The organism is Streptococcus oralis subsp. dentisani (assembly GCF_002096685.1).
In the GTDB taxonomy this organism is placed as follows: domain Bacteria; phylum Bacillota; class Bacilli; order Lactobacillales; family Streptococcaceae; genus Streptococcus; species Streptococcus oralis_AD.
In genome coordinates this window covers 42,142-56,138 of sequence record NZ_NCVA01000041.1, presented here as the reverse complement: position 1 = coordinate 56,138, position 13,997 = coordinate 42,142, and the positions used below count along the sequence as shown (strand labels likewise).

At 40.0% G+C, this 13,997-nt stretch carries 10 protein-coding genes; 6 read left to right on the top strand and 4 right to left on the bottom strand.

Annotated elements, in window-relative coordinates; genetic code table 11:
- The first annotated feature begins 17 nt into the window (after nucleotides 1–17).
- From B7705_RS06920 to lacG, 3 genes are all read left to right on the top strand, one after another.
- Nucleotides 18–335 carry a PTS lactose/cellobiose transporter subunit IIA gene (locus B7705_RS06920; RefSeq protein ID WP_009730102.1) on the top strand — a complete coding sequence of 106 codons (318 nt, stop codon included), beginning with the start codon at nucleotides 18–20 and terminating at the stop codon, nucleotides 333–335.
- The gene (locus B7705_RS06915) at nucleotides 335–2,029 is read left to right on the top strand and encodes a lactose-specific PTS transporter subunit EIIC (protein ID WP_084948650.1); all 1,695 of its coding nucleotides are present in this window, start codon (nucleotides 335–337) and stop codon (nucleotides 2,027–2,029) included. The genes B7705_RS06920 and B7705_RS06915 overlap by 1 nt, the downstream gene beginning before the upstream one ends.
- 84 nt (nucleotides 2,030–2,113) lie before the next feature.
- Nucleotides 2,114–3,520 carry a 6-phospho-beta-galactosidase gene (gene lacG / locus B7705_RS06910; RefSeq protein WP_084948648.1) on the top strand — a complete coding sequence of 469 codons (1,407 nt, stop codon included), beginning with the start codon at nucleotides 2,114–2,116 and terminating at the stop codon, nucleotides 3,518–3,520.
- 42 nt (nucleotides 3,521–3,562) lie between these two features.
- Here lacG and B7705_RS06905 read toward each other — a convergent pair whose 3' ends face one another.
- The 4 genes from B7705_RS06905 to nrdH all read right to left on the bottom strand — a co-directional run bounded on the left by B7705_RS06905 (nucleotide 3,563) and on the right by nrdH (nucleotide 8,649).
- A complete protein-coding gene (locus B7705_RS06905; protein ID WP_070683560.1) occupies nucleotides 3,563–4,330 on the bottom strand; it encodes a DeoR/GlpR family DNA-binding transcription regulator in 768 nt (255 codons plus the stop codon).
- 141 nt (nucleotides 4,331–4,471) lie between these two features.
- Nucleotides 4,472–5,434: a class 1b ribonucleoside-diphosphate reductase subunit beta gene (gene nrdF / locus B7705_RS06900; RefSeq protein ID WP_084948647.1), complete on the bottom strand. Its 963-nt coding sequence runs from the start codon at nucleotides 5,432–5,434 to the stop codon at nucleotides 4,472–4,474.
- A gap of 756 nt (nucleotides 5,435–6,190) precedes the next feature.
- Entirely contained in the window at nucleotides 6,191–8,350 is a 2,160-nt protein-coding gene (gene nrdE / locus B7705_RS06890; RefSeq protein ID WP_084948644.1) for a class 1b ribonucleoside-diphosphate reductase subunit alpha, read from the bottom strand.
- Nucleotides 8,351–8,430: 80 nt separating this feature from the next.
- On the bottom strand, nucleotides 8,431–8,649 hold the full coding sequence (nrdH, locus tag B7705_RS06885) for a glutaredoxin-like protein NrdH (RefSeq protein ID WP_000259239.1): 219 nt from the start codon (nucleotides 8,647–8,649) through the stop codon (nucleotides 8,431–8,433).
- Between the two features lie 361 nt (nucleotides 8,650–9,010).
- On the opposite strand from nrdH, the gene B7705_RS06880 reads away from it, so the two are divergent.
- From B7705_RS06880 to B7705_RS06870, 3 genes are all read left to right on the top strand, one after another.
- A complete protein-coding gene (locus B7705_RS06880) occupies nucleotides 9,011–9,274 on the top strand; it encodes a phosphocarrier protein HPr (RefSeq protein ID WP_000146947.1) in 264 nt (87 codons plus the stop codon).
- Nucleotides 9,275–9,278: 4 nt separating this feature from the next.
- Nucleotides 9,279–11,012 (top strand): phosphoenolpyruvate--protein phosphotransferase, encoded by a 1,734-nt coding sequence (gene ptsP / locus B7705_RS06875; protein ID WP_084948642.1) that lies wholly within the window; start codon nucleotides 9,279–9,281, stop codon nucleotides 11,010–11,012.
- A gap of 258 nt (nucleotides 11,013–11,270) precedes the next feature.
- Nucleotides 11,271–13,829, top strand: a complete 2,559-nt coding sequence (locus B7705_RS06870) for a pneumococcal-type histidine triad protein (RefSeq protein WP_084948640.1) — start codon at nucleotides 11,271–11,273, stop codon at nucleotides 13,827–13,829.
- The last annotated feature ends 168 nt before the right edge of the window (nucleotides 13,830–13,997 follow it).

Sequence of the window (13,997 nt, the reverse complement as noted above, 5' to 3'; positions counted from 1 at the left end):
ATAAGGAGGATTCTATCATGAATAGAGAAGAAGTAACATTGTTAGGTTTTGAAATTGTTGCCTATGCTGGCGATGCTCGATCAAAACTATTGGAAGCCTTAAAGGCTGCTGAAGCTGGTGATTTTGCGAAAGCAGATGCTCTCGTGGAGGAAGCTGGTGGCTGTATCGCCGAGGCTCATCACGCGCAAACAAGTCTATTGACCAAGGAGGCAGCTGGTGAGGATTTGGCATATAGTGTGACCATGATGCATGGCCAGGATCACTTGATGACAACCATCTTGCTCAAAGATTTGATGCACCATTTAATCGAACTTTACAAGAGAGGAGTTAAGTAATGAACAAACTAATTGCATTTATTGAGAAAGGAAAACCTTTCTTTGAGAAATTATCTCGTAATATCTATCTTCGTGCTATTCGTGATGGTTTCATTGCAGGTATGCCTGTTATTCTCTTCTCAAGTATCTTTATCTTGATTGCTTTTGTACCAAACTCATGGGGCTTTAAATGGTCTGATGATGTTGTTAATCTCCTCATGAAACCTTATAGCTATTCAATGGGGATTCTGGCTCTCTTGGTAGCTGGGACAACAGCTAAGTCATTGACCGACTCAGTAAACCGTAGCATGGAGAAAACCAACCAAATCAACTATATGTCGACACTTTTGGCTGCGATTGTTGGTTTGTTGATGTTAGCAGCTGATCCGATTGAAGGTGGATTTGCGACAGGTTTCCTTGGGACAAAAGGGTTGCTTTCGGCCTTTCTTGCTGCCTTTGTAACCGTAGCCATCTATAAGGTTTGTGTTAAGAACAACGTCACTATTCGTATGCCTGACGAAGTTCCACCAAATATCTCACAAGTCTTTAAAGATGTGATTCCATTCACTCTATCAGTGGTTTCTCTTTATGCTCTCGATTTACTAGCTCGTCATTTTGTTGGTGCAAGCGTAGCTGAATCAATCGGTAAATTCTTTGCACCATTATTCTCTGCTGCTGATGGTTATCTAGGTATTACGATTATCTTTGGTGCTTTTGCCTTCTTCTGGTTTGTTGGTATCCATGGTCCATCTATCGTTGAACCAGCAATCGCAGCTATTACCTATGCAAATGCCGAAGTCAACTTGAACCTCCTCCAACAAGGTATGCACGCTGACAAGATTCTTACTTCTGGTACACAAATGTTTATCGTTACCATGGGTGGTACTGGTGCGACACTGGTTGTTCCATTCATGTTTATGTGGTTAACAAAATCAAAACGTAACCGTGCAATCGGACGTGCTTCAGTAGTTCCAACTTTCTTTGGTGTAAATGAACCAATCTTGTTTGGTGCACCGCTTGTATTGAACCCGATTTTCTTTATTCCATTTATCTTTGCTCCAATCGCAAACGTCTGGATCTTTAAATTCTTCATTGAAACGCTTGGCATGAACTCATTTACTGCTAACCTTCCTTGGACAACACCAGGACCGCTCGGTATTGTTCTCGGTACAAACTTCCAATTCTTGTCATTTGTACTTGCTGCTTTGTTAATCCTTGTTGACGTAGCCATTTACTATCCATTCCTCAAGGTTTATGATGAACAAATTCTTGAAGAAGAGCGTTCAGGTAAAGCCAATGATGAATTGAAAGAAAAAGTAGCAGCAAACTTCAACACAGCTAAAGCGGATGCGATTCTTGAAAAAGTGGGTGTAGAATTAGCGCAAAACACAATCACAGAAGAAACAAATGTTCTCGTTCTCTGTGCAGGAGGAGGTACAAGTGGTCTCCTTGCAAATGCTCTAAACAAGGCAGCTGCAGAGTACAAAGTTCCTGTTAAAGCAGCAGCTGGTGGCTATGGTGCTCACCGTGAAATGTTGCCTGAGTTTGATCTAGTTATCCTTGCTCCTCAAGTTGCTTCAAACTTTGAAGACATGAAGGCCGAAACCGACAAACTTGGTATCAAACTTGCCAAGACAGAAGGTGGCCAATACATTAAATTGACTCGCGATGGAAAAGGCGCTCTTGCCTTTGTTCAAGCGCAGTTCGAAGAATAAAAGGTAAATAGCGAAGAAGTGAGATGGAGGAACTCCTCCCAACTATACCCCCATCTCATTTCTATTTCTTGAAAGGTGAAATACATGTCAAAAACATTACCAAAAGACTTTATTTTCGGTGGCGCAACAGCAGCCTATCAAGCAGAAGGTGCTACACATACTGATGGTAAAGGGCCAGTCGCCTGGGACAAATACCTCAAAGATAACTACTGGTACACTGCTGAACCAGCCAGTGATTTCTATCACAAATACCCAGTTGACCTCAAACTTGCAGAAGAGTATGGTGTCAATGGTATCCGTATTTCAATCGCTTGGTCACGTATTTTCCCAACTGGTTACGGGAAAGTCAATCTCAAGGGAGTTGAGTTCTATCACAAGTTGTTTGCTGAATGTCACAAGCGGCATGTTGAACCCTTCGTGACCCTCCATCACTTTGACACACCAGAAGCACTTCATTCAAATGGAGATTTCCTGAACAGAGAAAACATTGATCACTTTGTGGATTATGCGGCCTTCTGTTTTGAAGAATTTCCTGAAGTAAACTATTGGACTACTTTTAATGAAATTGGGCCGATAGGAGATGGTCAGTATTTGGTTGGGAAATTTCCTCCAGGTATTAAGTACGACCTTGCCAAAGTCTTCCAATCTCATCACAATATGATGGTGTCGCATGCGCGTGCAGTCAAGCTATATAAAGATAAAGGCTATAAAGGTGAAATTGGTGTGGTTCATGCCCTGCCTACTAAGTACCCTCTGGATCCAGATAATCCAGCAGATGTTCGTGCAGCCGAGTTAGAAGATATTATCCATAACAAGTTTATCCTAGACGCGACTTATCTAGGACGATATTCCGAAGAAACCATGGAAGGTGTCAACCATATCTTAGCGGTCAATGGTGGAAGCTTAGATTTGCGTGAAGAAGACTTCGCAGTCCTAGAAGCTGCAAAAGACTTGAACGACTTCCTCGGCATTAACTACTACATGAGTGATTGGATGCAAGCCTTTGACGGAGAGACGGAAATCATCCACAATGGAAAGGGTGAGAAAGGAAGTTCTAAATATCAGATTAAGGGAGTTGGACGTCGAGTGGCGCCCGACTATGTCCCACGTACGGATTGGGACTGGATTATCTACCCTCAAGGTTTGTATGATCAAATCATGCGCGTGAAGAAAGATTACCCAAACTACAGGAAAATCTACATCACAGAGAATGGTCTCGGATACAAAGATGAGTTTGTGGATGGGACAGTCTACGATGATGGACGGATTGATTATGTTAAGAAACATATGGAAGTGATTGCAGATGCAATCGCTGATGGAGCCAATGTCAAAGGCTACTTTATCTGGTCGCTGATGGATGTCTTTTCTTGGTCGAATGGCTATGAAAAGCGTTACGGCCTCTTCTATGTTGATTTTGAAACCCAGGAGCGTTATCCAAAGAAATCGGCTCATTGGTACAAAAAACTAGCTGAGACACAGATTATCGAGTAAAACTAAAACAAAAAGATTCCCCGCCAAAAGGCAGGGGAATTTTTATGGTTTTGATAAAAGAATGGTTGTTTGTTTCGAAAGCTCTTCAAATGTCTCCTGACTCAGTTTGGAATCTGAAACGATTGTATCAATCTCTGAGATATTGTAGAAGGTGTAAAAATCAAACTTATTAAACTTACTGTGGTCTGCCAGTAAGTATTTTTTATTAGCATTATTCAAGGCGATGCGTTGTACCTCGCCCTCTTCCTCACTGAAGGTGGCAATAGCCTTGTCCTTGATACCATTACAACTTACAAAGGCCTTAGAAAACTGAAGGTTTGTCAAATCCTGCAAGGTAAGTGTCCCTACAAAAGCACCAGTGATAGAGCGATAATTTCCGCCAATCAAGATCAAATCTGTTAGTTTTCGTTCGTTTAGGATGAGAAAAACAGGAAGACTGTTTGTTACAACACGAATGTTATCGATAGGGAGCTCACGAGCAAAACATTCTAAGGTTGTTCCTGGCCCGATAAAAATGGTTTCACCTTCGTCAATCAAATGACCTGCAAAACGGCTAATTTCTTGTTTTTCAGCAATCTGCAAGCCTTGTTTTTCAACATTTGAGCGTTCGTTGTTTAAGAGAGAACCTGTACGAAGTTTTTCAGCGCCACCATGCACGCGTACCAGCAAATCCTTGTCTGCTAGTTCTTGTAAGTAGCGACGGGCTGTCATATCTGATACATCAAGACTCTCCATAATCTCTTTTACAGTAATAGTGCCTTTTGTGTTTACTGCTTCTAGAATACTATCTAGTTTTTCTTGCTTTAGCATCCTTATCACCTCGATTTCTACTATTATTATCTTACCATAAAACGCTCAATCAATCAAATAGAAAAAGAACAAAATAAAACAAAAAACAAAAATATCATAGTTTATTTAAACAAACCATGATATTTTGAACGATTGGTCAAATTAGTCTAAACCGTAGTTGTAATCCTCGTCTTGCATGGCTTCAACTTCACCAAGGAGGTAACCATTTCCGACTTGAGAGAAGAAGTCGTGGTTGGATGTTCCTGTTGAGATCCCGTTCATGACGATTGGGTTGACATCGTCCGCTGAATCTGGGAAAAGTGGATCTTGTCCTAGGTTCATAAGGGCCTTATTGGCATTGTAGCGAAGGAAGGTTTTCACTTCTTCGGTCCAGCCAACACCGTCATAGAGGCTTTCTGTATAGCCCTCTTCGTTCTCGTAGAGGGTATAGAGAAGGTCGTACATCCATTCTTTGAGTTTTTCTTGCTCTTCTTCAGGCAATTCGTTGAAACCAAGTTGGAATTTGTAACCGATATAAGTTCCGTGAACAGACTCATCACGGATAATCAGTTTGATGATTTCCGCAACATTGGCCAGTTTGTTGTTACCGAGATAGTAGAGGGGCGTAAAGAAACCAGAGTAGAAGAGGAAGGTTTCAAGAAAGACACTGGCAATTTTCTTTTCAAGAGGACTACCATTGAGGTAGATTTCATTGATGATTTCCGCTTTTCTTTGTAGGTAGGGGTTAGTGTTGGTCCATTCAAAGATTTCTTCGATTTCAGCCTTAGTATTCAAGGTAGAAAATATAGAAGAATAGGATTTTGCGTGGACAGATTCCATAAATTGGATGTTGTTGAAAACAGCTTCCTCATGTGGAGTACGGATGTCTGAACGAAGAGCCTGAACCCCTGTTTCAGACTGCATGGTATCCAAAAGGGTCAAACCACCAAAGACTTTTCCAACCAAGTCTTTTTCTTTGTTTGATAGTTTTCTCCAGTCGTCTAGGTCATTTGACAAGGGGATACGAGTATCAAGCCAGAATTGCTCCGTCAGCTTTTCCCAAGTTGATTTGTCGATGACATCTTCGATGGCATTCCAGTTAATGGCTTTGTAGTAAGTCGTCATTTTGCTTTCTCGATTCTATAAATGGTTTTATACTAAGATTGAAGACAATTTTTACAAGTAAAATACAACTAGCGTAATACAACGATAGTGTAGAGTATACATCAAAAAAACTAATATTAAATTTTTGAGTCAAATCGGTTGTAACATCATCGGTCAAGCTAAAGAAAATTCCCAAAAAAGTAAGAAATATTATTGTTAGCATACCACTATTGAAAAGAAGTGTTATTAAATCCCAAAAATTCTTGTCACTAGTATTGTTTTTTGATAAAAATAGTTTAGGATATAGCTTAAGGAATAAAGATATTGCTCCGATAACTAATAGTGTATAGAAGAACTGAATAGCAGAATTTTCGGTAAATAGCTTACTCAACCTATTAAAGTATTCTGTTATTATGGATAAAGATATTCCGTAGTCATTATCTTTAATGAAATTGGAAACTAGAAACCAGGTAAAAACATAAGGTATAACAAAATACTTATATACATTTGCATGCATATTGTTTAAGTTGGTTTTTAGAGTATGATAACAAATTAAATATAAAATAAAAATAGGAGATATGAATAGAACTAAAATTGAAATAAAAATAATCAATATAAGGTTTAAACATTTCTTGAAATTCTTAGAATTTTTATAACTTTTAATGAAAAAAACAAATGTTTCTTTTATTTCTGGCCAAAACTTTGTCAATTCCTTTAAAACAGAGTGATAAGGAACAATGCAGATTGTATATATAATTATTATAAATATTGGGTTCATTAAATCACACAGCTTTCACATTGGTTAGCGCCGACCTCTCCACCGTCGTCTGTAAAGGTACGGACGTAGTAGATAGACTTGATACCCTTGTTAAAGGCATAGTTACGAAGGATAGACAAGTCACGTGTCGTTTGTTTGTTTTCTTTCTTCCATTCGTAAAGACCTTTTGGAATGTCGCTACGCATGAAGAGAGTGAGTGAAAGCCCTTGGTCCACGTGTTCAGTTGCAGCCGCGTAAACATCAATCACCTTACGCATATCCATGTCGTAGGCAGAAGTGTAGTAAGGGATAGTATCTGTTGACAAACCTGCGGCAGGGTAGTAGATTTTACCAATTTTCTTTTCCTGACGTTCTTCGATACGTTGCGTAATCGGGTGGATAGAAGCAGAAACGTCGTTGATGTAGCTGATAGAACCATTTGGCGCTACAGCAAGACGGTTTTGATGGTAAAGTCCATCTGCTTGAACCTTTTCGCGAAGTTCAGCCCAGTCAGCAGCACTTGGGATAAAGACATCTTTGAAGAGTTCTTTGACACGATCTGATTTTGGAACAAATTCGCCAGTTACATACTTGTCGAAGTAGCTACCGTTAGCATAGTCTGATTTTTCAAAGTTGTGGAAGGTGATGCCACGTTCACGGGCGATATTGTTTGATTCTACCAAGGTCCAGTAGTTCATAAGCATAAAGTAGATGCTTGTAAATTCAATTGACTCAGGTGATCCGTATTCGATTAGTTGTTGGGCAAGGTAACTATGAAGTCCCATGGCACCAAGGCCAAAGGTGTGAGCCAAACTATTTCCGTGGTCGATAGTAGGAACAGCTACGATGTGTGAACTGTCTGTAACGAAAGTAAGGGCACGAACCATAGCGCGGATAGAACGACCAAAGTCAGGTGAGGTCATCATGTTGACCACGTTTGTCGATCCAAGGTTACATGAAACATCTGTTCCCATTTGAAGGAATTCTTGAGCATCGTTGATCAAGCTTGGTTCTTGAACTTGAAGAATCTCAGAACACAAGTTACTCATGATAATCTTGCCATCAACAGGATTAGCACGGTTAGCCGTATCAATGTTGACGACATAAGGGTAGCCAGACTCTTGTTGCAATTTAGAGATTTCAGTTTCCAAATCACGCGCTTTGATTTTTGTCTTGCGGATATTTGGATTTGCTACTAATTCATCGTATTTTTCAGTGATGTCGATGTAGTTGAAAGGTACACCATATTCAAGCTCTACAGAGTAAGGGCTGAAAAGGTACATTTCTTCATTTTTACGAGCCAATTCGTAGAATTTATCTGGTACCACTACACCAAGTGAAAGGGTCTTAACACGAACTTTTTCATCGGCATTTTCTTTCTTAGTGGAAAGGAAGGCGATGATATCAGGGTGAAAGACGTTGAGGTAGACAACACCAGCACCTTGACGTTGCCCGAGTTGGTTTGAGTAAGAGAAGCTGTCTTCAAAAAGCTTCATAACTGGTACGACACCAGAAGCAGCACCTTCATAACCTTTGATAGGAGCTCCAGCTTCACGAAGGTTGCTGAGGGAAATTCCCACACCTCCACCGATACGCGAAAGTTGAAGAGCAGAGTTGATAGAACGTCCGATAGAGTTCATATCATCAGTCACCTGAATCAAGAAACAAGATACCAATTCCCCACGACGAGCACGTCCAGCATTCAAGAAGGAAGGAGTAGCAGGTTGGTAGCGTTGGTGGATGATTTCATTGGCAATATCGATTGCAACGGCTTCATCACCATCTGCAAAGTAAAGTGCATTAAAGAAGACACGGTCTTCCATATTTTCAAGGTAGTATTCACCGTCATTAGTCTTTAAGGCATATTGATTGTAAAACTTATAGGCAGCCATGAATGATTTGAATTGGAAGTTTTGATCTTTGATAAATTGAGACAATTCTTCCAAGAATTCTGGACGGTATTTCTTGATAAATGCTGTTTCAATGTAGTTGTATTCAATGAGGTAGTTGATTTTATCAGTGATTGAATCAAAAACCATAGTGTTTGGAACTACATTTTCTTTAAAGAAAGCATCCAAGGCTTCTTTATCTTTATGAAGCATGATTTGTCCATTAACAGGACGGTTGATTTCGTTATTGAGACGGAAGTAGGTCACGTCCTCAAGATGTTTTAATCCCATAAAATTTTCCTTATCTAATTACAAAAGAAAGGCCTCTAAGTTAGCCCTAGAAGCAGTTTCTTCTGGATGATGTACTAAGATTATGCTAACTGTTTTAGTTTTCCTGGTTGGAAACCTGAAAAAACTTCAGTTGGTGTTTGGATAATAGGAGCTGCGCTGAAACCGAGCTCTTTAACTTGATCGATGTACTCTGGTTGCTCGTCGAGATTGATCTCACGATAAGCGACATTGTTGCTGTCCAAGAAACGTTTGGTCATTTTACATTGTACACAATTATTTTTAGAATAAACCGTTACCATTTTCGTAACTCCTCATAAAATTTGATTACTTTCTTAGTATATCAGAAAAAAAAACTTTGTCAAACAATTTTGACTAAATATTGTGTTTTAAATAAAAATATTTAAAAAGAGGACACTATATATAGTATTAGATAAATGGTAAAGATTGCGTTTTCATTGACCTGTCAAAGACTGATGAAAACTCAAAACTATATCCTGTATGTTGGTAATTTATATAGAAGATTTTCAGCAAGTTATCTGAAAGGAAATTGAAGAAAGTCCATAAAATACTTGAAAAATTATCTTGAAGGTGATATAATACACTATTGTAAGGGTTATCACTTATAACTCAAATAGAAAACACTTAAAGGAGAGTCAAACTATGGCTTCTAAAGATTTCCACGTAGTGGCAGAAACAGGTATTCACGCACGTCCAGCAACATTGTTGGTTCAAACAGCTAGCAAATTTGCTTCAGATATCACTCTTGAGTACAAAGGTAAATCAGTAAACCTTAAATCTATTATGGGTGTTATGAGTCTTGGTGTTGGTCAAGGTGCTGACGTTACAATTTCAGCTGAAGGTGCAGATGCTGACGACGCAATCGCTGCTATCTCAGAAACAATGGAAAAAGAAGGATTGGCATAAGGAAATGACAGAAATGCTTAAAGGAATCGCAGCATCTGACGGTGTTGCAGTTGCAAAAGCATATCTACTCGTTCAACCGGATTTGTCATTCGAGACTGTTACAGTCGAAGATACAAACGCAGAAGAAGCTCGCCTTGATGCCGCTCTACAAGCATCACAAGACGAGCTTTCTGTTATTCGTGAGAAAGCAGTAGGTACGCTCGGTGAAGAAGCTGCTCAAGTATTTGACGCTCACTTAATGGTTCTTGCTGACCCAGAAATGATCAGCCAAATCAAGGAAACTATCCGTGCTAAGAAAGTGAATGCAGAAGCAGGTCTGAAAGAAGTGACAGACATGTTTATCACTATCTTTGAAGGTATGGAAGACAACCCATACATGCAAGAACGTGCAGCGGATATCCGCGACGTGACAAAACGTGTATTGGCAAATCTTCTTGGTAAAAAATTGCCAAACCCAGCTTCCATCAATGAAGAAGTGATTGTCATTGCACATGACTTGACTCCTTCTGATACAGCTCAATTGGATAAAAACTTTGTAAAAGCTTTTGTAACCAACATCGGTGGACGTACAAGCCACTCAGCTATCATGGCTCGTACACTTGAAATTGCTGCTGTATTAGGTACAAACAACATCACTGAAATCGTAAAAGACGGTGACATCCTTGCCGTTAACGGTATCACAGGTGAAGTTATTATCAATCCAACTGATGAACAAGCAACAGAATTTAAAGCAGCTGGTGAAGCTTATGCTCAACAGAAAGCTGAATGGGCACTTTTGAAAGATGCTAAAACAGTGACTGCTGATGGCAAACATTTCGAATTGGCTGCCAACATCGGTACTCCAAAAGACGTGGAAGGTGTCAATGACAACGGTGCAGAAGCTGTTGGTCTTTACCGTACAGAATTCTTATACATGGATTCTCAAGACTTCCCGACAGAAGACGAGCAGTACGAAGCATACAAGGCTGTTCTTGAAGGAATGAACGGTAAACCAGTTGTCGTTCGTACAATGGATATCGGTGGAGATAAGGAACTTCCTTACTTCGATATGCCTCACGAAATGAACCCATTCCTTGGATTCCGTGCCCTACGTATCTCTATTTCTGAAACTGGAGATGCTATGTTCCGCACACAAATCCGTGCCCTTCTTCGTGCATCTGTTCACGGTCAATTGCGTATCATGTTCCCAATGGTTGCGCTCTTGAAAGAATTCCGTGCAGCTAAAGCAGTCTTTGACGAAGAAAAAGCAAACCTTCTTGCTGAAGGTGTTGCAGTTGCGGATGATATCCAAGTTGGTATTATGATTGAGATCCCTGCAGCAGCCATGCTTGCGGACCAATTTGCAAAAGAAGTTGACTTCTTCTCAATTGGTACAAACGACTTGATCCAATACACAATGGCAGCAGACCGTATGAATGAACAAGTTTCATACCTTTACCAACCATACAACCCATCAATCCTACGTTTGATCAACAATGTGATCAAGGCAGCTCACGCTGAAGGTAAATGGGCTGGTATGTGTGGTGAGATGGCTGGTGACCAACAAGCTGTTCCACTTCTTGTCGGAATGGGCTTGGATGAGTTCTCTATGTCAGCAACATCTGTACTTCGTACACGTAGCTTGATGAAGAAACTCGACACAGCTAAGATGGAAGAGTACGCAAACCGTGCCCTTACAGAATGCTCAACAATGGAAGAAGTTCTTGAACTTCAAAAAGAATACGTTAATTTTGATTAATCGAAAAGTCCTTGCAACTAAGTTGCAGGGATTTTTTGATTTTTTAAGTTGGGGAAATGAGAGTTAGACTTCATAGTTCATATCTAAAACAATTATCAAAAAGTAAAAAAAATAGTAAAAGTTACTTAACTGGTTCATAAAATCCTTGACAAGTTGCAAATTTAGGAGTAAACTATTAACCAGTTAAGTAATAGAGAGGAGTTTCTGCAATTTAGAAATGAATTGCAATTAGAAATATCAAAAAGAAAGAGAGTTTCGATGAAAGTTAATAAGAAATACCTTGCTGGTTCTGCGGCAGCCTTGATTTTAAGTGTTTGTTCTTATGAGCTGGGACTTTATCAAGCAAGAACGGTTAAGGAAAATAATCGTGTTTCCTATATAGATGGAAAACAAGCGACGCAAAAAACGGAGAATTTGACTCCTGATGAGGTTAGCAAGCGAGAAGGAATCAATGCAGAGCAAATCGTCATCAAGATAACAGACCAAGGCTATGTCACTTCACATGGCGACCACTATCATTATTACAATGGTAAGGTTCCTTATGATGCGATTTTCAGTGAAGAATTACTCATGAAAGACCCAAACTATAAGCTAAAAGATGAGGATATTGTCAATGAGGTCAAGGGTGGTTATGTTATCAAGGTAGATGGAAAATACTATGTCTACCTTAAGGATGCAGCACATGCAGATAATGTCCGTACAAAAGAGGAAATCAATCGACAAAAACAAGAGCATAGTCAACATCGTGAAGGTGGGACTCCAAGAAACGATGGTGCTCTATCCTTGGCACGTTCGCAAGGACGTTATACAACAGATGATGGCTACATCTTTAATGCTTCTGATATCATTGAAGATACTGGTGATGCTTATATCGTTCCTCATGGTGATCATTACCATTACATTCCTAAGAATGAGTTATCAGCTAGCGAGTTAGCTGCTGCAGAAGCCTTTCTATCTGGTCGGGGAAATCTGTCAAATTTAAGAACCTATCGCCGACAAAACAGCGATAACACTCCAAGAACAAACTGGGTACCTTCTGTAAGCAATCAAGGAACTACCAATACTAACACAAGCAATAACAGCAACAGTAACAGTAACAGTAACAGTAACAGTAACAGTAACACTAACAGTCAAGCAAGTCAAAGTGATGACATTGATGGCCTTCTGAAACAACTTTATGCCTTGCCACTCAGCCAACGACACGTAGAATCTGATGGTCTTGTCTTCGACCCAGCACAGATTACAAGTCGAACAGCTAGAGGAGTTGCTGTCCCTCATGGTAACCATTACCACTTTATCCCTTATGAACAAATGTCTGAATTGGAAGAACGAATTGCTCGTATCATCCCTCTTCGCTATCGTTCGAACCATTGGGTGCCGGATTCAAGACCGGAAGAACCAAGTCCACATCCGACTCCGGAACCTAGTCCAAGCCCGCAACCTGCACCAAATCCTCAACCATCTCCAAGTAATCCCATTGACGAAAAATTGGTCAAACAGGCAATTCGAAAAGTAGCTGACGGTTATGTCTTTGAGGAAAATGGCAGCTCCCGTTATATCCAAGCCAAGGAATTATCAGCTGAAACTACTGCAGCCATTGATAGCAAACTAGCCAAGCAAGAAAGTTATTCTCATGAGCTAGGAACTAAAAAAAACAACCTCCCGTCAAGTGATCGAGAATTTTACAATAAGGCTTATGATTTACTAGCAAGAGTTCATCAAGATTTACTTGATAATAAAGGGCGTCAAGCGGATTTTGACGCTTTAGATAAACTGTTGGAACGTCTCAATGATGCCTCAAGTGATAAAGTCAAGTTGGTGGATGATATCCTGGCCTTCCTAGCACCGATTCGTCATCCAGAACGTTTAGGAAAACCAAATGCGCAAATTGCCTATACTGATGATGAGATTCAAGTAGCCAAGTTGGCAGGTAAGTATACAACAGAAGACGGTTATATCTTTGATCCTCGTGATATTACCAGTGATGAAGGGGATGCCTATGTAACTCCACATATGACCCATAGTCATTGGATTAAGAAAGATAGTTTGTCTGAAGCCGAAAGAGCGGCAGCCCAGGCTTATGCTAAAGAGAAAGGTTTGACCCCTCCTTCGACAGACCATCAGGATTCAGGAAATACGGAGGCTAAAGGAGCAGAAGCTATCTACAACCGCGTGAAAGCAGCTAAGAAGGTACCACTTGATCGTATGCCTTACAATCTCCAACATACCGTGGAAGTTAAAAACGGTAGTTTGATCATACCTCATTATGACCATTACCATAATATCAAATTTGAGTGGTTTGACGAAGGACTTTATGAGGCACCTAAGGGGTATACTCTTGAGGATCTCTTTGCGACTGTCAAGTACTATGTCGAACATCCAAACGAACGTCCGCATTCAGATAGTGGTTGGGGCAATGCAAGTGACCATGTTCAAAGAAACCAAAATGGTCAAGCTGATACCAATCAAACGGAAAAAGCAAACGAGGAGAAACCTCGGACAGACAAATCTGAGGAAGAAAAGCCACGCGAAGAGAAGCCTCAAAGTGAGAAACCAGAATCTCCAAAACCAATAGAGGAACCGGAAGAAGAATCACCAGAGGGGCCAGAAGAACCTCAGGTCGAGACTGAAAAGGTTGAAGCGAAGTTGAGAGAGGCTGAAGAGCTACTTGCAAAAATCCAAGACTCCATTATCAAGTCCAATGCCAAAGAAACTCTCACAGGCTTAAAAAATAACCTGCTATTTGGTGCTCAGGATAACAATACCATTATGGCTGAAGCTGAAAAGTTGTTGGCTTTATTAAAGGAGAGCAAGTAAAGGTAGTAGCATTTTCTAGATTCTAAAAACAGGATAGGAGAACGGGAAAACGAAAAATGAGAGCTGAATGCGAGTTCTAGTTCTCATTTTTTTCATGAAAATGTGCAAAATATCTTGACATATAGTGTAAATAAAGATAAACTATTTACTAGTTAATTAAATGGTTAA